The sequence below is a fragment of the Shewanella sp. BF02_Schw genome (assembly GCF_014596695.2).
Taxonomy (GTDB): Bacteria; Pseudomonadota; Gammaproteobacteria; order Enterobacterales; family Shewanellaceae; genus Shewanella.
Genome location: NZ_JABKAW020000005.1, coordinates 52,131 through 75,555 on the forward strand (window position 1 = coordinate 52,131; position 23,425 = coordinate 75,555).

Sequence of the window (23,425 nt, forward strand, 5' to 3'; positions counted from 1 at the left end):
TATGTTAGATAAACCAAATCTAGATATAAAAGCGGTCATAGTTCGCGAAAACCAAATGAGCATAGCTGCTACTCAGTCAATGATCCAACTTGTAGCATTCATAAGTTCAGAAGTCGATAAGCTCAACCCAAAGCTTCTTAATCACTTTAAAGATAAGTTAGACGACCACCTGTTTAACAAATTTCACTATATTGGATTTGAAGAAAATACTATTCGATTGGATGGCGAAGAATTTGACCTCTTCTCCAATGAAGAAGCATTAGCTTTAGATGTAAATCTAGACCCAAATGAATTAAGTGATGTTTTTGGGCTTTGGGTGATGGTTAATCAGCTCGATTGTAATGAGTTAAACGCCGTTGACCTTGATGTATTCTCAGCTATCGAGTCGTATGCCTGTAATTTATCTCTAGTTAATGAAGAGAGTGGAATCGATGTTAGCCATGAACTTAAGTTATTAAATGGTAAACCTGAATATTCCGTAGTGTCAGAAAGCTCAATGATATCTCATCGAACAATTTCCAATATTATTGAAAATTTTGATGATAAATTGAATGCATTTCTTCTTCAAACTAATTTAAATTCACTAAGCTACCCAATTGACATTGTTCCATTACACACAAATTTTTGCACAAATACCATTTTTGACTCATCCCGTATATTTATCAACGATGTAGATGCTGTCGAACGTATAAAATACAAAATATCTCGTGATCATTGCAGCATTGGAAATCATTTAAAGCTTACAGCCCAACTTTATCGTGAATGTAATCATTTGTTTGTTGAAAACTCGATACCTTCTAATCAAACTGACCTCTACATTCGATTCCTAGCTGCTTTGTTAGACCCTGAATGCCCCTTTCACGCGTTGAAGTTTGGCGTTGAAGATGATGATTCTATTTCTACAATCTTAAACAAGCTGCAGATACTTAAAAATGCTTTTGACGGAACACTTTCTGATATGGAGAGTTTGTCATTAAAGCTGGCCAAATCCCATTTTATAAATAAATCATTAGAGAATCACCATCAAGAGTTTTTTGACTTGGTTGATCACCCATTATTTAAAGGATCAAGCTCCTTACAGTATGGTTTTAAAGAAATCATTGCCGAAGTAGCCGACTTTAGAATGTCTCTGGACCTTTCAGCGTCCATTGACGAACTTATTGCAACATCCATCAGCCATACAACCTCAGAACATCCCGAGGACATCCACCAGCCATTAAACACGCTTTAAAAGAGGTTATATGCTTAACAAACCAATTCCTGACTTTGAAATAATCAAAACTGCTGAGATTAATCTAGCTCTATCTGGTTTTAAAGCAGTTGAACAGCTTATTAATGTGCTTCGTGAAAGTTTAGGCAACCTTGATTCAAGTTTATTAGCAGATTTCAAACAAAAGGCTAAAGCGATATCCGATTTTGAACTCGATATCGATAGTTTTACTAACAATATGACAAGTTCTGGCGAAAGTATCTATTCTCTGGAAGAGGCTGAAGGCTTTGCCGGTGAATTCAAATCAGGGGATCTTAGTGTGCTTTTTGGTGCGTGGTTGAATGTATGCCATGACTTTGGAATTTATCATTTGAAGCATATTGACTCCATAGTGCTGCCCCAAAAGGAAATGCAGAGCTTTTATGCTCAATTTGGCCTATTCGATAGAGCTGTTTTTGAAATAAGTCTGGAGATTACAAAAGGGACTGCAAATGTAAAACTAGATTTGGATAGGGAGACTATTGAGTTCTCAACACTCAGCAAATTGCTTGAAGACTTAAAATTGAAAGGAGATACCTTAAACGCTGACTCGCTCGAAAGTTCGACGCAATTCATGATTAGCTTGTTTCCTGATACCGACTCAATCGGCTTTAAGTTTGATTTAGATTACGAACTTAGAAATGACAGCCCTTTATCTGACAACTTCACGTTTGAGCTTGAGTCTGCGATGCAGGGTATTGGTGGCACCTTATCAAACAGGATGCAAAACCTCGAAAATACCATCACTGAATTTAATGAATTTCAAGCGGGAGCCCGTGAAATTGAGGACAAAATAGGATTTACTACAAACTTACTGTATTCCATTAAACATCATGAATTAACGTCATCTTGTCATAACCTGGGGCTGGCACTACCAACATCTATTCAAACGCTGTTCGATGTTCTAGAAGATATTAGAAGCACAATGGATGTGCATATAGATGAGATCTTTGTTACTTCTAAAATTTGGGCTATTCAGCATTTTGAACACAAAAAAGTGGAGGACCATTTAGACGAATACATCTCACTCTTTAATCATCCACTATATGAAGCAACAGATGGGCTTAAAGGGCTATTTACCGAGCAACGTGAATTTGTTGAAGAGTACAAAGCTTCAATAAGGTTGTCTACTGAGATTGAACATCTTCTGAACAATGGGTTGCTCTCTAACGAACATGCGTCTAATGATTGTGATCATACCTTGACGAACAGCCTTTAAGGAGCGCGAATTATGATCCATTTAGATAACTTAAAAGCCGAGTCAGCAAAAGTCGGAATTAAGCATGCCATATTAATTAATCGTATTTGGGATAGGCTGGAAGAATTCCATCATCTTCATTCACAACATTATTTAAAACAGTTTGACACACCAGAGGGTATTAAGCTTTCGGAGTTACTAGAATCTATCCGTAGCAGTGATAACCCAATTAATAAGGCAGATGAGTTAGCTCATTTTTTCTATGATAATACCGAGTTGAATTTTGATAATAGATTGGCCATAGGTGATGCATGCTTAATGTGGTCAACATTTGCCAATTTGTCATCAGATTTGAAACGAACCAACATTGATGTTTGGGCTAGTAAAGTTGATGATGGCCACAATCAGCTTGTTGGTTGCGATGCTTACTTTCAATTGGGTGATGCATCGATAAAATATTCGTTAATGAATGAATCAACCTCATGTAATGAGGTTGACGATTATCACTTATCTTTATGTATCACAGCAAATGGCAGATCGTTTAATGTTGAAAACCTAAATGCACTTTTACCTAAAGAGTGGGAACAGATAAAGGTGCTCAATGATTTTCGGTCATCATATCGTGATAAGGACATTAGATTTTCCAGCATATCAATGGATCACGCTATGTTGAAGGAGGCTTTGTTGCCTGACGAAAATTATGACGATGTAATTGTAAATAATGATTTAGCAAAGTTCGATTATTGCTGTAACTTGCTTGACTATGCCATTGCGCAACCTGAGTCGTGTTATCAAGTCGCAGACATAATCAACAAGTTAAACTTTACGCAGAGTTTAGCTGAGTCCTGGTCATATCGTTCAAGCCTCAAAGCACACAAGAATATGCTTGATATAGAACACATCCTACCATCTCTAAAGGTTCTGGGTGATCAGTTAGGCTCTAACCCATCTCATGAGCGATTACTTTGGGAGGTAGGTTATGACTACCTCAATGATTATTTCACGGGTGAGTCATTGACGGTGCAGGAAACCATTACCAACATGAAATTGGCAATTAATTGTGACCTGCATTCTGATTATTGTTTAGAAGGCACTTTTGGGGTTTTATTTGAAGAGGTAACCGAATTGGTTCAATGCGAAAACCTATCTCAGCTTATAGAGTCAAATCTTGATATCGAAATTCATCCATCCCATGAAGGAAATGTTCGCGATATAAATCAAATATATTCATTAACGCTTTAAACCTATTAAAGTAACTTTAAAGTGAGTTTTGTGACAAATTCATAGGCTCATCAAGTTGTGCACCATTATGCACCTGACATTCGCTATCAATAAACTGGTTTATAATTTCATTTAGTTTTATGCTTTCGATAAATTCAATCGAGTGATCCGGTAAGTTTGGCCATATTTTAGCATCTTGGATCTTTAAACCAAAGTCGATGAGTTTTGAAGCCGTCGCAATACACCTGTTTTCATCATCAATACAATCTAAAACAAGCATAAGTGGGCATTCTATTTCTCTTTTCCTAATTGAATTAGCAATCAGCACCGGTGTTGTACGAGAAAGCAGTAGCTGTATTGATTCAGGTTTATACTGCGCTGAAAGAGATACTGCTTTGTTAATAATTTGGGGGTCTCTCATATCTAGTTTTTCTAAAACAACATTTAACGTATCGCTATCACCATCACAAGCAGCGTTTAACGTCACCCTCCTAGCTGAATATGCTTCTTTTGGGTACTTATCCAATGCAATGCCTAGGTAGTCGTTAGATGATTTCTTAATAAATATTTTTATTAATTCGTCTGCAACAGTTGGATAAATATCTGAGATGTCATTAGATTCAAACAGGCCGTGTTGAATTAGTTCATCCAACAAATCAACCCGTCCATAACTAAGAATGCCTTTAATATGGCAGCTTTCTAAGCTCGATATTACATTACTATCTGCTGTTTCTAAGAGATATTTGAACGTTTGGTATCGGGGATCATCAATATCATGAATGGTGTTAGCTTGTTCGGTCTGAAGTATTTGACTGATCGATTTGCCGATGTGAGAGGCGCTAATAACCCAACCGGAATGATGTAAAACGTCTAATGTCTCATGGTCGCTTTTATTAATTGCTCCATCTATTACCCTAAGTAACCCGAGCACGTTCAAGTCATGAACGAGCTGAGCTACTTTATCTTCACTATAAAACTCAAGTTTTGATGACATATCCAAAACAGAGGAAATCATTCTTTGCTCATAGTTCATTGTAAATGCCTTTAATAATGGAAATTGCAGTGTTAATATTAATCTACTTTATAGGTAAGTGATAAGTGGATCAATAATCATGAGTGATTACATTGCAACGGAGCTATCAAAGGCTGTTGTTAAGTACAACAAAATCCAAACAGATTACATGAGCATTAACACGAAGCTTAATGATTGCTTCAACGAAATTATACAATGCATAGGGAAACCAAAAGATTCAGCCTTAACTGTGGGCTTTGAACAAATTTATGTGGACCTAAAATCGATATCAGCTCCAGATGATTCGATAATTAATATTCCGTCGTCAGACCTATGCACTTTTTTGTTCGAAAAAGGATGCGACACTAATAATTACAATTCTATTCATTCCATAAAAGCATCCTACTTACAGTGGTATGGCGCCGAAAAATTGAAATATTCTGATAGTCTGAAGGTTTTGTTACCCGACACTAACTGCAGAATTAACATTTCAGAAGAATTCATGGCCACTGGTAAAGCTAGACTTTTAAGCGCTGTTATAAACATAGCCAAAAATGCAAATCTTAAGATCGCTGTAGCATGCGATGAACCTCGAAGTATCTCAGTCATCCTCAATACATCTAATGGCAGTAGCTCACTCAATATGAGTAACAATGTATTTGATGTGATAAAGCCACTGTCTGATGCTATACACTCTTTGACCGCGGAAGATTTTCATAATCTAAGCCAAATTCATGATCCAACATTTACAAAAACCATATTGCTCAATTCAGGTTTGACCGTCGGTGATGAATCATTGCCTATCGAAGTACAAATAGCATTTTTTGGGTCAGTCATGTCTGACTTCTTTGCTGGTGGATTTAGCGGTGATAAAATTATCGATAAAAATCAGCTAATAAGAGTTCTTCAATTATGTGAAAGCGATGAAGATTATTCTATACGCGGATTTATTGGCTCATTTACCCTATTGGATTATCATTCATCTCGGGTGCAAAGGGTATTTGGTAATGGTTTAACTGGGCCACTGGAGAACTTAGCTATTTATATTGAATGTAATAAAGCTATTGGCCGTGGATTAGTCTCATCAACTGAGTCTGCAGTAACTCAAATGTTGGCACATTATTTCGCAGAATTAGGTTTTACTGACCGTTTAATCGCGTATAACAAAATATCCAATCACCCGGTTTTTCCTAAGACGATGTTAGATGCCCATCATTTATTCTCAAGTTTCGCCAAAACAAATCAATTTGCGCTTGATGAATATCATCAATGCTTGGTGCTAGCAGCGGCCATAGATTGCGAACTCCAAAGTGACATTACTATTCAAAATCTAGAAAATTCTAATGATTCTACTTCATCGCTTACAAATTCAATTTAGGACCAAATGATTATGACTTCTGAATTCAGTATAATAGTCGAGAGTAGCCCCCTGTGTCAGGATCTGTCTCTTGATCACATCTCCTGTTGTTGCGCTTGCATAAATCGAGCACCTTCTAGCAGTTGGCTCAGTGAAAACCAACCTTTCCATAGAGCTTCCCAACCAACAACACCAGTTTGCTTACTGTCGTGCCATCCGCCTAATTTGGCAAGTGCATAATAAGCCCAATGTAATGAAGGTGTTGTGTTAGGTGCTTTTTTGGTTTCAGTCTTTGACCACAACAACTTCCATTCAAGAAGATTGAAAAATTTGTCGCAACCAATTGATTTTGCATTATCTTTATCGACAACAAGCTCGCGTAACTGGAGAAGTCTCACTGCAATAAATGCTGTTATTACAATGATCTTTTCTAGGTTATTTCGCGTTTGCATGCGAAACGACTCAACTTGAGTGCCCGCTGACTTCCACGCTTTATGGAACTCTTCAACTCGCCATCTTAGTTCATAAAATCTAACTATCCTTAGTGCATCAGAAGCACTATTTATTGGTTCGCCTGTATACAATTTCCACGACAATGGACTTGCTCCACTTGGTGGTTCAATCTCGTTGCAACTTATCACTGTTAAATTCATACCACCAAGTTTCTTGTGTTTTTTAGGCGGATAAATAGTAATGTAAGCATAACGTACGGCTACTTTTGCAATGCGTGCTTTTCGGCCTCCTTTTTGCTTTATCTTAACCGAATATGAAGCTTCACTAGATTGATTTTCAATGTAGGGACTTAGTTTATCGCCGTCTGTATTCACAACCCGCTCATGCTTGGCTCTCACTACAAACCGTTGATTATTTGTTGTTTTATAATCAATATACTCAAACATATCAGATTCTCGATCACAAACGCTTATGATATTATCCATCACATCTGCAAATCGGGTACTCATTTCTTCCGACGAGCGTTGCCATTTATAACTTTCTTTCGTTTCGTACTTGCGGCGTTTTCTGTCGTTAGCAGTACCAAAGTTTTCATCTTTTCTGCACCAACGATGCTGTGCACCCAAGCCAATAGTATGCTCTGTTTCTGCATCGACCATAAGGACAGTGTGCGCTAACATCCCTTTAGAAGAGCTTTGTTTATATGCGCCAGTATGTCCGAGCTCTTTAGTCACATTGTGTCGGTAACACAATGTTGATGTATCTTCTAGCGCAAGGATTGTATTTGACAGTGTTAGTGCAGGTAACAGCGAATTCAAACCGGCGGTAGCGATGTTATCAGCGTCAACTTTATCATTACGAAGAAAGCGATATGCGCCTTCAATAGAGGCCTGTGAGCCAGACGCGTTCACAATAGAACTTCCTATGTTACTCGCCATTTGATGACTTATTTTTATCAGGCGTTTAGTGCGCCGTACATCACCTAATTCAGCATGTTTAAACAAATGACTAGCCCATTCTTCAGTGTCTTTTATCAGCATCATAATTAAATTCAATCGGTGTTTTCGTTATAACTGATCTGATCGACTGATATAAATAAAGTTCAATTGAAGCCTAATTTATTTGTGTATAAGAGTCAGGTGTCAGGATAGTTGTCGCCTCAATTAATTTACAAATACACAGGGCGCGGTAAGTTACAGCAAGTGAATTATCAAAGGCATTCAGTTCAATTTAAAGAAGCGATATTAAACAAGCTTAGTCAAAGTGATTTGTCGGTTCGTCAGTTTGCAGAGCAAGAAGGCATTAAGCTTTCAACCCTGTATAGTTGGCAAAAGCAATTTAATACCTCAGGGTTAAACGTGCCAAAAGTCAGTTCATCAGATAAGTGGTCAAGTGAGGAAAAGTTTTCAGTGGTATTGGAAACCGCCTCTTTGTCGGCAGTTGAGTTAAGTGAATATTGCCGAGCTAAAGGGTTATACCCTGAGCAAGTTAACGAATGGAAGCAAGCTTGTATTGCCGGCAATCCAAGCACAACACTCACGAGAAAAGCCAAGATAACACCTGAGGAGAAGACCGATAAAAAACGCATTAATGAGCTCGAGCGAGAGTTACGTAGAAAGGATAAAGCGTTAGCAGAAGCGGCAGCTTTACTCGTCCTCGGAAAAAAGTTCGATGCCTATTGGAAAGAAAAAGAGGAAGACTGATTTCGCTGACCGATAGGCAGAAATACGCGCAATGGGTCATCACCGCAGTAGCATCAGGCGCGAGGCAAGATAAGGCCTGTGACGTGATTGGATTATCAACAAGAACCTTACAGCGTTGGCGAATAGACGGTGAGATTGGCGCAGATAAAAGGCCTACAGTTACGCGGCCAGAGCCTGGGAATAAACTGAGTCAGGCTGAAAGACAAGGCGTGATTGATGTGTGTAACCGTGAAGAGTTTGCTTCATTACCACCAAGCCAAATTGTACCTATACTCGCCGACAGAGGTGAGTATATTGCTTCTGAGTCGAGTTTTTACCGTATCTTGCATGCAGAAAACATGTTGCACCACCGAGGCAAAGCTAAGCCGAGAAATGTTCATCAAAAGCCAACCAGTTATACGGCTAAAAAAGCGAACGAAGTGTGGAGTTGGGATATCAGTTACCTGCCTACAACGGTGATAGGAAAGCACTATTATCTGTACATGATAGAAGATATTTACAGTCGAAAAATCGTCGGTTGGGAAGTTCACGACAGTGAAACAGGTGAGCAAGCTGCAGCACTACTAGAGCGTACGGTCTGGTCAGAGAAATGCTTAAAGAAAAACGTTGTGTTGCACTCAGATAATGGCGCGCCCATGAAGAGCCTGACGATGCGAGCTAAGATGTACGATTTAGGCGTTGTGACCTCACGAAGCCGTCCAAGGGTGAGCAATGATAATCCATACTCAGAATCGCTATTTAGAACGGTAAAGTATCATCCACGTTGGCCGAGTGAAGGGTTTAAGTCGTTAGAAGCCGCGCGTAAATGGGTCAATGAATTTGTTTATTGGTACAACAACGAGCATCGCCATAGCAGGATTAAGTTTGTGACACCAAACCAGAGGCATGATGGTCTTGATGTGGGAATACTGGCGAAGCGAAAAGCGTTGTATCAGACAAAAAGAAATGAACATCCAGAGCGATGGTCAAAAGAAGAGCGAAACTGGCAGCCAATAGGCGCTGTGGAGTTAAATCCAGAGCAACACAAAGAAGCTGCTTAACAATTTAGGCGACAACTGTCTTGAAAAACGCCGGTAGGGCAGTTTCAGACTTATTGGAATGTCACTCTTATTACGAGGCGCTTGAAAGTGTATTATCTAATAAATTATTAAGTATTAAAGAACAGTTAGTTAGATTAAATGCGCCAGAATTAGACATTGCTTATAATGAATACATGAATAAGGTTTATCTAATCGGAAATACAAAATTCTCCCATTTATCTAATATGGTCGAGCTCAATAGTGACTTGCTAAATAAAACCTCATTACTCTTACTAGATCAATCAAAAATCCCAGAACCAAGGGAGTTGACCGAAGACTTTTTACGTTGGCACCTACAAAAAACTTACAACGATTCTGAGCAAATTTTACTAAAATCGGCCATAACTGACTCATCTCTGCGTTCGAGAATGCGGAGGGAAAGTATTAGCATCAGATTGACCACAAACATAAATGAACCCGTTGACTATTTGGTTTTTAATTCAAATTTTAAACAAAAATCATCAAAAATTTATTTTCATGAAAAAGTTGTTTCTTTAGATTTCGTTTCAACCGAATCAAGCCGTGAAGTAGAAAGCAATTTGAACGACAACATAAGTCGATTAAATGCTCTAAGCTTTTCCATGCTAAGTATGTACCGATATAATCTGATCTCTAAGGAGCTTGCCCCACCTGTAAGAAACGCTAAGGTATTGCCGTCGCAACTAGAAACGCTGTGTGTGTTCAACGCCATAGCACTAGCTATTGAACCATTAACATCATTTACACTAGATGATTTAAAATGTTTCATTGTAGATAAAGAGCTTAATGGTTATTTCGATACTCTGGCTGTTGAATTTTTCAAAGGTGGTAATTCTTCAATAAATTTAGGTTTAGATGAAATTTTTAATATATCACTAGCATTGAAAGATTTCGACTTTGAAAATAATTATAAAATGATGTATTCAATTACTGACTCATTCTATAATAATTAAGATAACCCCATACTTTTTGTTGCCAGCTTAATAAGACATCCCGATTTGATAGCTCAAAACGTTTTCGATGAAAGCTATGAAATGGAACAATACTATGAGGAAAACAAAGATGAAGTCGATGATTTAATTTCTTGCTTGTCTCTAGCTGATGACATTTGCAATGTTATAATAAAACAAGAGTTAGTCAATACTCCTTCATTATCAACTAGGGAAGAGCGGGAGAGCGACCTAAGTTACTCTATATAAAGCAAATTAAGCCTAGTAGCATATAGTTTTCAGTAGGCTTTATTTAACTAAACAATAAGAGTAACATCAGGAATCAAGTTATTATTTAATTTAATAATTAACACAAAATTACTAAAGAATTAAAAAAATATTTTAATAGTTTAAAAACTAATCATCATCAAAATTAATATTTATTACCTTTGAATCTATCAAAAGTTGAGATATAGCTTCATTTGGTGAGTCAAGTTTATGTATTAAAATATAGTCACTTAAAAGATTAAATGTATTAGAGTCTAAGTATACTGTTTTTGACTTTGCACGTTTTACAGCTTGAGATATTAACTTTCTAATATATTTCCAACCATTATCAGAAAACACCTGGTTGCAATACATATTAACTAAACTGACTATATGAAGTTCAAGGTGGATTTCATCCTCAACATTATCTTTATAAGTACCAGCCTTTATTTCTGAGTTGAACTGTCGCAATGCTCGACTTAATTCTAATGCCTTAACTGAATACTCACCCTGGTTCAATGGCCTAAAAAACTTTAGTGGTATAAAATCACTATCATATTTTAACTTTAAGGTTTTCTTGATCAATGGCGCAGCTATAGGCAACTCTTCAGGTGTTAGAAGCAGTAATCGCTTGCCAGCTGTGGGAGCTGAATATTGGTAATTCCACAATGGCTTCTTTTTTTTGTTCATTTTGACCTCTAAAGTGGGGATATTTCAAATCGTGCTTTATGCGATTTCTGCAGTATAACATTAGGTGTTTAGTAATTGTATGATTATGTGTCTACACATTATATCGACAACCAATAATATGTCTAAACATTTTAATCGGGTAGGCTAAGTAACGGCAATAAAATGTGTGCACATAAATTGCTACGTATCATAACTGTCATTATGATACGTAGAATATGTCAAAATAAATTAGTTCTAATAATTCATGATTTCATTTTACATTCGGTGTTTTATGGCAAGTCAATCTAGAACATTTACTGCAGTGTGGATTCGAGCAGGTTTCAAATGAACCATATTATAAGGAATTTTGCAATTCTTTTATGGCAAACAGTTTATCATCTAGCTTGGGCTCAATATTAGGCTTGTTGTTGTGCAGTTCGTTAGCAACATGAATATCGATTTGCAGGGCAGTTAAAAGGCATAAGATTTCCTCGCTTTTGGACCAACTCAAAACGTCCAAAGGCTTTCCGTTTGAGTCTTTTAATTTTCCGGCCATAGCCAGTATTTCAATGTTGGGCTTTTTCTTGTCTTTAATCGCCCAATACAGCGCACAATCATCTTGTGCGTGTATGTTAGAACCTTGTTCTATAAGATAAGTCAAGATGGCTGAGTTGTCATTCCCCGCAGAAAATCTTATTGCAGCTGATTTGTTCGCATTAACATCGACCCCAAGTTGGCATAAATACATAACCAATTCAATATTTTGGGACATTACAGCCTCGGTCAGAAAGTCACCATTATCGAAAGAAAGATCTACCCCTTTTTTTTCAGCAAGCTTGAAAACCTCTAAATTACCGATACTACACATCTTGGATGCAATTCGATTAACATCATAACGGCTGATCACATGATCGTTAATTAAGGTTTTTAATGTCTGGGAATCTTTAGTTCTGATTGCAAGATCTAATTCTTTTTTATTGACTGTTTGCATATTATGATGACCCCACTGGTCGTAATAGGTTTTGAATGATTAGCTTAAAGTCGTGTTTTGCAGTAAGCGTCCTTCCATTTAATCTAACCCTATGCAATTTAATACCTGCCGATTCAAAGATTGCATCTTTTAATAAATCATTGCGAATGGCTTTTTCATTATCATGGTAGGCACTATCTAACTCGAAGAAATAAAGCGGATTTTGCAACCCATCTGGCTCATAAACTACAAAGTCGACTACCCCCTTGAAATAGAAATCCTGTTGAGATTTTGTTAATGAATTTTCAATCTGTTCGTAGTCAAAGATGTTTTTTAAGGCAACGTTTGGATATGTAAATAAAGTTGGATATATATCTCTAAGTGCTTGATAAAAAAACTGTCCTTGCTTACTTTTAAACAATGGCGTTAACCAATGAAGCATTGGTGAATTTTGAATTTTAACAGTCTTAGCAACCTGGTCTTTCCCTTTTCTGTGCCATTTGTAGTTTAGCGCAACCTGACTTTTTGAACATAATTTCAAGTAGTTTGGTATGCCATTAAAGTTGTCGACCTTCATTGCTTCAAGGCCCATTTCTTCAATTTTTATCTGTTGTTCATCGGTTAAAAATAGGTATTTCTCAGACGCCATTAGTAAATACTTTGAGCACAATTTGCTCACCAATATTGGCTTTTCATTAGCTGCATACCTTACAAACTCTTCACCCAGTGTGTTGCAAATGCCCTTCCATTCCAATGGATTTTGTTTAGCCCTTTCCTGGGTTTTTGTAGTTAATCTCAATATCCCCCCCCAATCTTGCTTATGTATTAACGAGTAGAACATTTCCATGCTGAACACCTCAAGATACCTTTTTATCTATTCTACGCCCTTTTCAATATGTGGCGCATGGAAAAAACCATCATTCCAGCCTAAATATTTTCGTGCTTCTTCCCATGAGTTATTGTGAAGATCACTTGGAGGATATTGAATCACCATTTTGTGATTTCCACAGTGGGTCAGCATAAATGAACTCTTCATCAGGCACATTAGGCAATTCATCACGGATAGTTTGGAACGACCCTTCACTTCCATATGCGTAAAAAGACTAAACCTTCTTCTGTACTAAGTGCATATTGAATATCTGCTACTGCGGCGCGATTGTTCATATCAACTTCCATGGCATTAATTTACTTGCTTTTTCCCAAGTGCTATTTTCCATAAATCAGTTTTTGTTAATCTTCTACCGTCAATTGATATAACTTTAACTTTTCGAAGGGGTAATCCGGTATCAATGGTTTTATATTTTCGAGATGTCCTAACATTGAAAAGGTACCAAGATGCTTTCTTCGATGAAATATCAAGAAGAATAGCCAATGAAGCCGCTGTATAATAACCCCCTTCCTTCAGCATTATTTCGGCAATATCCTGTGTATTAAATCTGATCATAAGCGCCTCACAAAAATGTATCTTTAAACGTTAGCAAATGCACTTTTTAAATACTACATAGGTTTTTTTGTTTTAGCAATATTCAGTATATTTCACCGCGGGCTCTTGTATTTATGATACGTAGAGGTAAACTTAAGCCATTGAGTTATCAGCTATTGAGGGTTATATGTCGAAGTTAACTAAGTATAGAGGTAAAGTTGCTTTAACTAAGGATGATGAATTTGTGTATGAGGACCAAATGCCCTCTTCCTTTAATGCATTTTCAGATACAGCAAAAGCCCTGATAGCTAATAACCGGACATCTAAAACGATTGAAACTTACGAGTCTAATATTGTATCTTTCTACGATTTTTGCGATAAAAACAATGTTAGGGCTATACCAGCAGATCCTAGAACAGTCCTTGCTTTTATCTCATTTCAATCAGAACACTGTCTTAGTAGAGATGGAAAGCAGTTTGCCGTAAACACTATTGCGACTAGATTAGCCGCAATCAAATTTTTCCATAATCAGAATGGTTATATGTCTCCTACTGATCACAAAATGAATGTCGATGCATTCGATGGTTTGAAGCGGTTAAAAGGTCGCGATATAAAGGATACAAGGCAAGACCCAATCATGTATCACGAGTTAGAAATGATCATCAAAGCTATTGGGCCAGACGTAAATTTAAAAGCAATTCGAGATAAAGCGATTGTTACTCTCGGTCTCCAGGGGGGGTTTCGTCGCTCTGAATTATGTTCGCTTTTGATTAAAGATATTTCCTTTCGCCGTGATGCCCTTCGTATTCACCTGTTGCATTCAAAAGCCAACCAAGATAATAAGTTAGAGTGGAAAGAACTGCCTATAAATGAGCCTTTTTCTGCCTATTATTATGTAAAAAAATGGCTTTCAGAAGCAGAATTAACTGAAGGTAATGTATTTAGAACACTAACAAGGGACAAGAAATCAATTCGAACTTATAAAGAAGATCCCGAAATTAAACAGGCCACTGGCTTAATGAGTGGAAATGACATTTATCGTTTAATAAAACATTATGCTCTTAAAGCCGGTTTGCCTGCATCGAAGATTGGCGCTCATTCCTTACGTTCAGGTTGTGTTACTCAACTGGCCGAGAATGATAAGAACGATATTTATATAATGGGCAGAACTGGCCATCAAGACCCAAGAACGCTTCAAAATTATATTAAGCGTGGTAGTTAGCAAATTTATCATTTTACAAAAAATAAATATATTTGACTATCAGGTACCCCATAAGTATATTTCATTTTTCCTTTTCATTTTTTAGAGGTGAGGTTATATGGGTTTTCTTCAAGATATATCAGGGATTTTTAAGAAATCTATAAATCAACGCTTTGGCCAAAACAATAAACCTTGGGAAGCCTTTAGTGTAGTTGATGTTTGTAATGGTGAGTTGGATTTAAAGGCAGAGGGAATGCATGGTTTTTTAGCTAACGTGAACCCGCAAGATATATTTGATTACTTGAAAAATCTTGCTGTTAGCAATGGATTTGAATCTTATTATTCTCAAAGTCCAAATGAAAACAACTATTTCTATCGGACTGAAACGTATACCGGTTACAACAGAAGTTCGGATAGCGATAAAAAAGGCTGGCAGCAACTATTTAGGGAGGACTTCATGTTAACCTCTCGAAAATCGAACGGTTTTAATCCTGATATCCATACTAACCAACCAATTGCTAATGCTCACCAATGTGGGGTATTCAATGCTTTTTACTTTTACGACAATTTATCAGACCCGGTTCATAAATTAACAACTTCAATATATGCAAGTGGTGAAATGGGCGTTGCAGTAATGGCCCGATTTAACAAACATGACCCGATACTTATAGATGCAAACCATTATCAGGATTTGACACAAAAGTCATCAGGCTGTCGCTATTTAATCCCTAAGACAGATAACCCATCAGATTCAACAATAGATTCAAAAAATATTGAATTTGCATTTCTAAACCATTGGTTACCAATGTCTGATCAACGTGTGAAAAATGCCATGCTTTTGCTAATTAATCAATGGCCACTACCAAGTCATTCTACCGTAAAGGCGTATCTTGATTTAACTGATTTAACTCGAACCAAAACCAATACCAATACGATATCCAACCCTATTATTATCAGTAATGCGCCTTAGTAATATAAGGGGCATTACTTCATACTCACTGCTGTTTTGACCATTTCAAACACTGGTAAGAAAATAATAAGAAGACATTTTCCCAGATTAATTATTTACTAATAGAGCCATTCAGTTTGAAAATCAGTGTTAAAGGTCTCAACTGCATTGTTGCCAACTCTTACATTCTTTAAACTCTGATTTACGACCGCAATTCTTACCGATCAAATAGTCCCAAAGCTCGCTGTTGCTAATTGGTCTTCCCTTCACTATAAACGCACCATAAGCAAAATTGGTGCGCTTATAGTGTCAGTTAAATGAATTCAAGACAAGGTGAAGTGCTAGAGGCCATAATTACTATTGGCTAGCACCATAAAGGTAGGAAAAGAAGCATTAGCTGAAGTAATGCTTCAATCGTTTAATTTTATTGGTTAAAAATACCGATAATTTGATGTTCATTTAAGCTAAGAGAAAATTTATGAGTCAATTCATCGTTCACAGCTAGGAACTCGACAAACTTGCCTCGTTCACGCTCTATTTTTTGTCCGAAGTGAGTTGCTTTAACATCATTTAAAAATAACATTTGAATGCACTCATTAGAGATATTGCAATTACTTAAGTGACGATCTATGTCTCTAATTTCTTGGCAAGCTACGATTGTATGCTTTGAAGCCTTAAGCAAGTCATTGACTAAATCAGATGAATATTTCTCAAAAAAAGCTGCAATTTCATCAATAATCAGTATGGAGCCATTTAACCAAAATGATGCTAAATCAAGGTCTTCATCTAAAAAGTCGTAAACTAGAAATAGGTCAGGATTAGTTTTCTGTTGCTGGATGACAGCTTGCCCTGCCAAGTCCGACGGTGAGACCTTTGATAAGTCGCAAGTGAGATAGACGACTGGGTATCCAGCTTTGTTCATTTGAGCTGCGGCTTCAATCAAGATCACACTTTTGCCCGATCCCGATACTCCTTCTACAATTGTAAATGATTTTTCTTTGGGAAAATTAAGCTTTTTTTCACCCTGATTAAAATGTAGCGACAATGAGTTCTGAGTAGACAATTGGTTAACCAAAGCAGCCCATGATGTACGGCCATGCTTGAATGCAGTTAAGTTTTGGGCTTCAGATAACTGTAAACCACTTGATTTAGCTAATTTCTTAGCATCTTTTTTTGCTTGGGTTACTGATATTCCAGATGGAAACATTTGAACAGACATACATTTCTCCGTCATAACTATGATCACGCCTATCATCACAATCATGCAATGCATGTTGTAAGAGGTTCTACATGGTGGTAAACATCACTTTGTCCAAATCCAGACTTCGCCAATGTAGGCGTGAATACACGCGCAAGTGAAAGCGCAATTTCAAATTATCGTGAACTGAAAATTAAGTCAATATATTAAAAAATAATTTTCGAGGCCATATAGGAAATCCTAATGTGGAAAACTGGCAAAAAACAGCATCCTGAGATGTTTTTTTGTGAATGCTGTCAGTTCAGGGAGTGCCATTTTACACTATAGCTTTCAGCACTCTTGTCTTATCGAGCTCAAGACATAGCGGAAATAGAACTTTTTATAGTGGATACGTCAAACGGAGAAACCAACAATCGGAAACGGTCAAGTAAGATATGTCAATTTTTTTTGTTACCTGTTAGAGATTCTAAATGTCCTGACTTTATGTAAATGACTAAAGTTAAATATAGTCATTCAAAATAACCTAAATCTAGTTAAATTAACTGTGGTAGAGGCCTTAAAATTCGAATGGAAACTGGCACAACGCCCTCCACATTAAATGTATCAATTTCCCTAACTGGTTTGGGTTCGTGTACGCATGATGTTGAGAGTAACGTTTGATTTATAGTGTCTATGACCTTGCATGCAAACTCGCCATTGTAATTACAAACAATCACAGCCTCATTAGTTACTTCTAATGCTCTGTCTACGATAATAAGGTCGTTATTGAATATGCCTGAGCCTTGCATTGAGTTTCCGCTTGCTTTTGCGAAGAATGTGGCTTGTGGATTAATGTTTAATAGTTCATCCAGGTCAAACAGAGCATCAGCAACAGTTAACCCGTTAAGCGTAAAATCCCTGAATCTGTTGTCATTTTTAACGTGGATTCGTATGGAAGATGGCACAACACCCATAACAGTAAAATCATCAGTATCTTGAATTTTTGTTTCAATAATTAGGTCCGGTACCAACTCAATTTTAAATAGTGATTTTCGTTCAATATCGAGTAAGCGGCATATAATGTCGCCATTTAAGTTACACAATACAACATCCCCTGTTTGGGGTGTTAATGACTGATTTACTATCAGTAAATCACCGGAATAGATCCCAATTTTTGTCAGGGAACCGTCTTCCATAATAGAAATTGATGTTGAACTTGGCGCATCAATTAATAGCATTTGCAAAGATAAAGGTAATTGAGAGTATGTGGCCGCAGCGCTTTCGAAACCTGTGATACCTAGACTGACTTTATTTAGTAAGAAATTTAGCATAAACCAACCAGTTCTATTTGAAGGATGGGAGCAATTAAAGAGAATTCTCCGCTTCACACTCACTTTCATATGGAGCCGCTTTTGGATTATTTACGTCAATTTCTAGCCCTAGAATTTGGTAAATTGTATCACTGAGAGTTAAGTATGCACATTTATTCCAAAATGGGCTGTATTATATTTTGCTGTCATGGTTAGAGTTTTCGCACATGTTGCTGAACTATGACTTTTTCCGTGTTTATATAAATGATACAATTAGTTACATCAAATATACATAGCTAGATAATCAGTCTTATGGCCTGTAACCCATAAATAAGAAGATTCGTGCAAGCGATGCTAACTGACACATATTTTGACAAAATAAGTAAGTATCTCACCACCAAGTGGCGTTTAGCTGAAAAAAGTGACAAACTTTAATGTAAATGATCAAACAATATAGCCTGCCGATACTAGATTCTTATGAGTAACTAAATAAAGTCATCGCCTCGTTGATCTTGCTTCTCCCTATAGCTCAGCATTACATCATCCAAGTGCCCACCGCCAACACTTAACCCGTACTCATAAAGTGAACGCCAAAACCATCTAAAGTCCTTACTTATAGCCGTTCGTCTTACCTCAATGATTAAACTCTCTATATCTGGACCATTTTGATAACGAATGACATGCATGCTTTCTTTATGAATTGGCGATCTTCGCAAAACTTCATCACTGGCTAGATCTACAAGCCCATGAAGCCTGCGTTCGGAGAAAAAAGATGGTTCTAATTTAGCCAGCAAATAGAGACAGTCTTCGATTCGATAGTTGATATCTACACCACGTAATCGGTATATAACGTCGATATGTCCACCGCCCAGTATCATAGCATCGCGCCATTCGTCACGGTTTTCGCAATGGTACTCTTTTCCGTCACACTCTATTCCAACTCGGTAGCCGTTGTCGTCCTCTAAAACGAAATCCAGCACAAACAGGCCACATAATGTACTCGCGTTCACTTGCGACGTTAACGTTATGCTGTCGTCAGCATACTTGGCGAACCACATTGCAAAACGATTTTCTATTGGGCTGTCATAAGGGGGGTGGTATAAAACGGTCATTTATTTCGGTTCTCTATTAAGGAAAAAGGGCTGTTTTCATCTCAATCGGAAAATCTCTTTTATTCATCCATTCCAATACTTTATTAGATAACATTATTGTTTCTTTTCTATTATAGACCGGAAAGTACATACTGTTTAGTGTCCCTCATATGCATTGTCATCTTAAGCTGAAAAGCTATCGATGGTTTCATTTATTTGTGCAGTAGCTGATTAAGGACGCAATTTTACGATTTTTCTTAAATTTTAAGACCATTGGTGTAACCAGCCTTTATTTCAAAGCCTAACACTCAAGGTGTAATCATTTGATTGTTATTGATTATAATAATTCTAGGTGAAAAGCGAGTGCGAACTTTTGAAAGAATCATAAAGATAAGATGAACTAAACAAAATCACATGCTAGCTCCATTTATAAATTAATAAAAGTAGGTCGAATCACGATTAGGCAAATTGATTCCTCATCCAGTCGAAACAAATAATGGGGCAGAAATATGTTACTCCTAACCCGTTTATGCCTGCAAAAATCCAGAAATTATCAAACTATATTATAAATGATCAGAATTAATTATGATTTATCAAACTTTAATACGAACGCACAATTTGTTAGTAGGTGTCGTTGCCTAAGCTTTCACGAAGAACATTTTTATTAAACTGGAGGTGCTTGATTGATCTCTGCTGCGCGACCTTCACGATGCTGAGCCTGGAGAAGAGATTATAGTTCACGCAAGCTTAATGGGCTTGAACATACGTATTGACGGACTCCCCAAGTCAGATATCTTCATTTAGATTTTAATAGAAAAAATTAACATATTGTAATCAGTACATTCTTAGATTACTGAGCAATTATATTGAATTGGGTATGTAGGAAGCACTTTCAATCTCATGGTCCTCACTGTTAGATAAATAAATTTCCTGGTCTAAAATATGATTTATTGTATTACTGAGATCAAAGCATGCTCGCTTTTCTTCGTACTCACTCATTTTATTCTGCCAAGCACCGGTTAACATAAGAAATTTAGGCGCGTCATCATTGAGATAATTTCCAAATATGCTTCCGTCATGCTTAATTTTGTTCAAATTTAACAGTATTTCTATTTTAGGTTCATCTTGAGCTAGATGTCCAATTACACCTGCAATTAAATCGTCGACGACATAATTGTAATTTTCACTAGTATCGGCATTTAGAAGTAACTGATGTAAATGCCTTAGCGATTCAGGCCACTGCTTCGTATTTTCGATTGCAATTACTCGTGTGTTGCTGTAATTCTCAGCACAGAAAGCCATCACAGAAGCCGGAACATTAGTGATAAGCTTTGCCATATCAACTAAATCCACTTTCTCACCTTTTAAAATCTGCTCAAACATTTCTAAGATGAAAAGCTTTACTTCAACATTTGGTGTTTTTTGATGGCAATTATCAATATGCTCCTTAAGCGCTAGCTGAGTTACAGGTTCAAATCTTTGCTCGTGGTTAAATAAGGGAATAGACGCTATTGCTTCTAACTTTAATTCTGGACTGGTCACTAAGGAGAACTCATAGCATGTTAACGTTGGGTTGTTACTGAGCGAACCGTCAGCATTGAATGTTGAGATGAATGAGATATTGTCATCACTATCTGTAATAGTGAGCAAATAGGATGAATCACTAATATTTTTTGTAAGCTTTAGTTTAGTTAATTCAATATCATTAAGATAATGTTCAATCGTATACCATTCTTGATATGTTTTCTTAATCGACGTTACTAGGTCAATCCCTAGCTTTTCAACTTCCATAAATGCATCAGCATTAAAGCAAAGCGTCAAATCCAAAATGTTGAAATTTTTTGCGTTACTAACCTTAGCAAACCCAGGCTTTGCCGGTTTTAAAATGATTTTATTAGTAAACTCATGAAATGCTGATGCTAGATTTGGAGGGTATTCTTCGAGATATTTAGTTCGATATTCAGCAATGGCGCATGAAAAAGCATTGGTCCATTGGTTGTAGATCATAACCTCTCGATCAATCGCTGTGATTGTTTTAGCCGCAATTTGTTCGTAATTACACTTAATCTGTCCCATAGATCACCAACTTAATTATATGGATGAACTTAGATTTGTTAGCATTTATGGCTACCTAAACTGAGTTCTTTAATATTATGTATTTAAATTAAAATCGCCTTTGACAGTTTGCACTTTAATAAGGTGCATGAACTCTGGCTCTGAAAGCACTTCCTCATCGGCCGATACACTCAATCTAGCAAGCGCCCTTGATAGCTCGTCCGGCGTGTACCTAGAGATATCCCTTAGTATAATTTCGAGCTTTCCAGAAAAATAATTGACATCCAAACCATATTAATTAGCCATTTTGCACCTACTTTTTATTAATATTTATATTGGACTTCCCATGAGGTTACGTGCAACTCCTTCAAGAACATCCCCAGATTATCTAGCCTCCATGTTCTCAGGACGTTTGTACGGCCATGCCTTACAGCATAAGCTGTTTCAGCCTTCGGATTTATGCCCACTACATGAAATTTAAGTGGTGAATCGGCACTTTCTTGCGCAATAATCTTGCTAATAGATTGGGACTCGATTAATCGCACGAACTCGCCTTCTTTAACGTTATAAAACGTAATTGCCATACATATCACCTCAATGTAATGAACATAATGATATTATGTTGATATCGAAAAGATTAACACATGTATTATGTGCTGTAAATATTCATTATGGGTTTTGAAACTGAGTATTTAAAACTCTCCACATAGGTCTAATAGTCTAGTTTTTAATACTAAATTGCATTAGATGGCATTTCATTATAGGTATCGGGCTCATGCCCATTGTCACTGGCACTTATTGGTGATGCTGAGTTGACGATAAAGGCATCCAGGTCCATGCTGAAGCTCATACAAGCTGCTTTTTCTACAATGGGTTGAATGATATTTTGCTGCATATCAATTAAAAGCTTTAATTGAGTAAATGTTTCAAAGTTTGTATTGTCGGCATTTACCAAGTGATAAAGCTCTACAAGTAATTCGGTTGATAAATCGTTATCTTTTGTCGCGCCATAACTCCGTGTACAAAAGAAATCCAATTCATCTAAATAGTCTTGACTTTTACCAGCCTCAACAGCGCATCCCACCAGCATTCCAATTCCGCTCGAATACTGCTTAGCATCGTAAAAATGCTCATGCTTATCATTGAAAACATCTCGTAAGAATTCGGTGAAAATAGTATTTATCTGGCTGTTTGTTGTCGATGCAAGTAGTGAATTTAGCTCATCGCTTGTCGCACCAGCTTGAAATAAGACTTTTTCTAAAATATTCATTTGATTCATTTATCTACCAACCTGCTAACTACAGTGAATTATTCATGAAAAGTTCGTTTGTTTCGCCATCTGTGGTTTTTGTGTCGATTTGATTAGATATGCTTATGTCGACAATTTGGCTTAGCTGGTGGCAATGTCGAACTTCATTGCGTTCATTTTGTGTAGTATTCAATAAGCTTTTAACATTGTTCATCTGGGCGACTTTTTTAGCACTTGTAAGATAAGGATTCATCGTATCTTCTACATAATTTAGGAAGTTCAATTGGGCAAACTCACCATCTCGACTTAGGCCATACTCCTTGTGTCGATCTATAATCGAGTATGACAACGCTTGGATGAGGGTTGTATTACCGGAGAAAGGCTGAAAAGTATTTAGCAATGTATTTATGCAGTCTACTAACGTAGTGCCATCTGTGAAGACTGGGCTCTCATTGATTAACTCTGAAATACAATGGTCATGGTCCAGGCTTAGTTGAGAGAAAAAACGGCTTACTAATTTCTTATCTGCAGACCCTAGAGCCCCTTCATTTGCAAAAGCTTCCAGTAGTAGTGGCATAATTGATATTTCTTCAAGCCTTTTATATCCGTGGGTATTCGAAGTTAGGTCAGAGAAAGAGCCAATCACCTTGTCATGCTCGTCAATAATAATATCGGCACATGAAAGTGGCACGTTATGCTTAATATCATCCGGTACCAGATCCCTATAAATATTAAATGCGGTGCCGCTTATAATCACAGGGTTCTGATTGCTCGTTCCTATTGCTATTTTTGTGCTTTCATCTTGATTAATGAGTAGGAATGAGAATTTCGTTTCTAACCCGCAAGGTAGCTTGCCTTCGAATATTATTGATTTACCACCCACG

The 23,425-nt window shown here is 37.0% G+C and carries 22 protein-coding genes; 8 read left to right on the forward strand and 14 right to left on the reverse strand.

Translation table 11 applies throughout. The features are described from left to right. Position 1 precedes the first annotated feature (1 nt). Genes HNW13_RS17710 through HNW13_RS17720 form a run of 3 tightly spaced genes read left to right on the forward strand, consistent with a single transcriptional unit; the run spans position 2 to position 3,689 of the window. The gene (locus tag HNW13_RS17710) at positions 2-1,231 is read left to right on the forward strand and encodes a hypothetical protein (RefSeq protein WP_192114631.1); all 1,230 of its coding nucleotides are present in this window, start codon (positions 2-4) and stop codon (positions 1,229-1,231) included. A 10-nt stretch (positions 1,232-1,241) separates the two neighbouring features. Further along, positions 1,242-2,468 carry a hypothetical protein gene (locus HNW13_RS17715; RefSeq protein WP_192114630.1) on the forward strand — a complete coding sequence of 409 codons (1,227 nt, stop codon included), beginning with the start codon at positions 1,242-1,244 and terminating at the stop codon, positions 2,466-2,468. Positions 2,469-2,480: 12 nt separating this feature from the next. Next, positions 2,481-3,689, forward strand: a complete 1,209-nt coding sequence (locus HNW13_RS17720) for a hypothetical protein (protein WP_192114629.1) — start codon at positions 2,481-2,483, stop codon at positions 3,687-3,689. Positions 3,690-3,705: 16 nt separating this feature from the next. Here the strand turns inward: HNW13_RS17720 and HNW13_RS17725 are convergent, their stop codons facing one another. After that, complete coding sequence (locus HNW13_RS17725; protein WP_192114628.1) at positions 3,706-4,701, reverse strand: hypothetical protein; 996 nt, start codon at positions 4,699-4,701, stop codon at positions 3,706-3,708. A 79-nt stretch (positions 4,702-4,780) separates the two neighbouring features. Between HNW13_RS17725 and HNW13_RS17730 the strand changes: the two genes are divergently transcribed. Then, a complete protein-coding gene (locus HNW13_RS17730; RefSeq protein ID WP_192114627.1) occupies positions 4,781-6,058 on the forward strand; it encodes a hypothetical protein in 1,278 nt (425 codons plus the stop codon). A gap of 74 nt (positions 6,059-6,132) precedes the next feature. Here HNW13_RS17730 and HNW13_RS17735 read toward each other — a convergent pair whose 3' ends face one another. Further along, positions 6,133-7,533: an IS4 family transposase gene (locus tag HNW13_RS17735; protein ID WP_192114626.1), complete on the reverse strand. Its 1,401-nt coding sequence runs from the start codon at positions 7,531-7,533 to the stop codon at positions 6,133-6,135. A 159-nt stretch (positions 7,534-7,692) separates the two neighbouring features. Between HNW13_RS17735 and HNW13_RS17740 the strand changes: the two genes are divergently transcribed. Both HNW13_RS17740 and HNW13_RS17745 read left to right on the forward strand, forming a co-directional pair. After that, positions 7,693-9,233 (forward strand): IS3 family transposase gene (locus tag HNW13_RS17740; protein WP_192114756.1). Its coding sequence is split into 2 segments (ribosomal slippage): positions 7,693-8,158 and positions 8,158-9,233, totalling 1,542 coding nucleotides; the frame shifts between segments, so codons are not numbered across the junction. Between the two features lie 20 nt (positions 9,234-9,253). Next, a complete protein-coding gene (locus HNW13_RS17745; protein ID WP_192114625.1) occupies positions 9,254-10,204 on the forward strand; it encodes a hypothetical protein in 951 nt (316 codons plus the stop codon). A 393-nt stretch (positions 10,205-10,597) separates the two neighbouring features. Here HNW13_RS17745 and HNW13_RS17750 read toward each other — a convergent pair whose 3' ends face one another. The 5 genes from HNW13_RS17750 to HNW13_RS17770 all read right to left on the reverse strand — a co-directional run bounded on the left by HNW13_RS17750 (position 10,598) and on the right by HNW13_RS17770 (position 13,530). Continuing rightward, complete coding sequence (locus HNW13_RS17750) at positions 10,598-11,137, reverse strand: hypothetical protein (protein WP_192114624.1); 540 nt, start codon at positions 11,135-11,137, stop codon at positions 10,598-10,600. A 334-nt stretch (positions 11,138-11,471) separates the two neighbouring features. Next, positions 11,472-12,107 carry a hypothetical protein gene (locus HNW13_RS17755; RefSeq protein WP_192114623.1) on the reverse strand — a complete coding sequence of 212 codons (636 nt, stop codon included), beginning with the start codon at positions 12,105-12,107 and terminating at the stop codon, positions 11,472-11,474. Position 12,108: 1 nt separating this feature from the next. Next, positions 12,109-12,933, reverse strand: coding sequence for a DUF2726 domain-containing protein (locus HNW13_RS17760; RefSeq protein ID WP_192114622.1), 825 nt, complete (start codon positions 12,931-12,933; stop codon positions 12,109-12,111). 27 nt (positions 12,934-12,960) lie between these two features. After that, complete coding sequence (locus HNW13_RS17765) at positions 12,961-13,107, reverse strand: hypothetical protein (RefSeq protein ID WP_192114621.1); 147 nt, start codon at positions 13,105-13,107, stop codon at positions 12,961-12,963. Between the two features lie 159 nt (positions 13,108-13,266). Next, a complete protein-coding gene (locus HNW13_RS17770) occupies positions 13,267-13,530 on the reverse strand; it encodes a hypothetical protein (RefSeq protein ID WP_192114620.1) in 264 nt (87 codons plus the stop codon). A 166-nt stretch (positions 13,531-13,696) separates the two neighbouring features. On the opposite strand from HNW13_RS17770, the gene HNW13_RS17775 reads away from it, so the two are divergent. Next, complete coding sequence (locus HNW13_RS17775) at positions 13,697-14,731, forward strand: tyrosine-type recombinase/integrase (RefSeq protein ID WP_192114619.1); 1,035 nt, start codon at positions 13,697-13,699, stop codon at positions 14,729-14,731. A 97-nt stretch (positions 14,732-14,828) separates the two neighbouring features. Beyond that, positions 14,829-15,680 (forward strand): hypothetical protein, encoded by an 852-nt coding sequence (locus tag HNW13_RS17780; protein WP_192114618.1) that lies wholly within the window; start codon positions 14,829-14,831, stop codon positions 15,678-15,680. Between the two features lie 403 nt (positions 15,681-16,083). On the opposite strand, the gene HNW13_RS17785 is transcribed toward HNW13_RS17780, so the two are convergent. From HNW13_RS17785 to HNW13_RS17815, 7 genes are all read right to left on the reverse strand, one after another. Then, a complete protein-coding gene (locus HNW13_RS17785; RefSeq protein ID WP_192114617.1) occupies positions 16,084-16,878 on the reverse strand; it encodes an ATP-binding protein in 795 nt (264 codons plus the stop codon). 512 nt (positions 16,879-17,390) lie between these two features. Next, positions 17,391-18,167, reverse strand: coding sequence for a S24 family peptidase (locus HNW13_RS17790; protein WP_192114616.1), 777 nt, complete (start codon positions 18,165-18,167; stop codon positions 17,391-17,393). Between the two features lie 464 nt (positions 18,168-18,631). Beyond that, the gene (locus tag HNW13_RS17795) at positions 18,632-19,258 is read right to left on the reverse strand and encodes a hypothetical protein (protein WP_192114615.1); all 627 of its coding nucleotides are present in this window, start codon (positions 19,256-19,258) and stop codon (positions 18,632-18,634) included. Positions 19,259-20,098: 840 nt separating this feature from the next. Next, entirely contained in the window at positions 20,099-21,313 is a 1,215-nt protein-coding gene (locus HNW13_RS17800; RefSeq protein ID WP_192114614.1) for a hypothetical protein, read from the reverse strand. A gap of 302 nt (positions 21,314-21,615) precedes the next feature. Beyond that, positions 21,616-21,876, reverse strand: coding sequence for a hypothetical protein (locus tag HNW13_RS17805; protein WP_208062923.1), 261 nt, complete (start codon positions 21,874-21,876; stop codon positions 21,616-21,618). Positions 21,877-22,025: 149 nt separating this feature from the next. Further along, the gene (locus HNW13_RS17810) at positions 22,026-22,571 is read right to left on the reverse strand and encodes a hypothetical protein (protein ID WP_192114613.1); all 546 of its coding nucleotides are present in this window, start codon (positions 22,569-22,571) and stop codon (positions 22,026-22,028) included. Positions 22,572-22,590: 19 nt separating this feature from the next. After that, positions 22,591-23,424 (reverse strand): hypothetical protein, encoded by an 834-nt coding sequence (locus tag HNW13_RS17815; protein ID WP_192114612.1) that lies wholly within the window; start codon positions 23,422-23,424, stop codon positions 22,591-22,593. Between the last annotated feature and the right edge of the window lies 1 nt (position 23,425).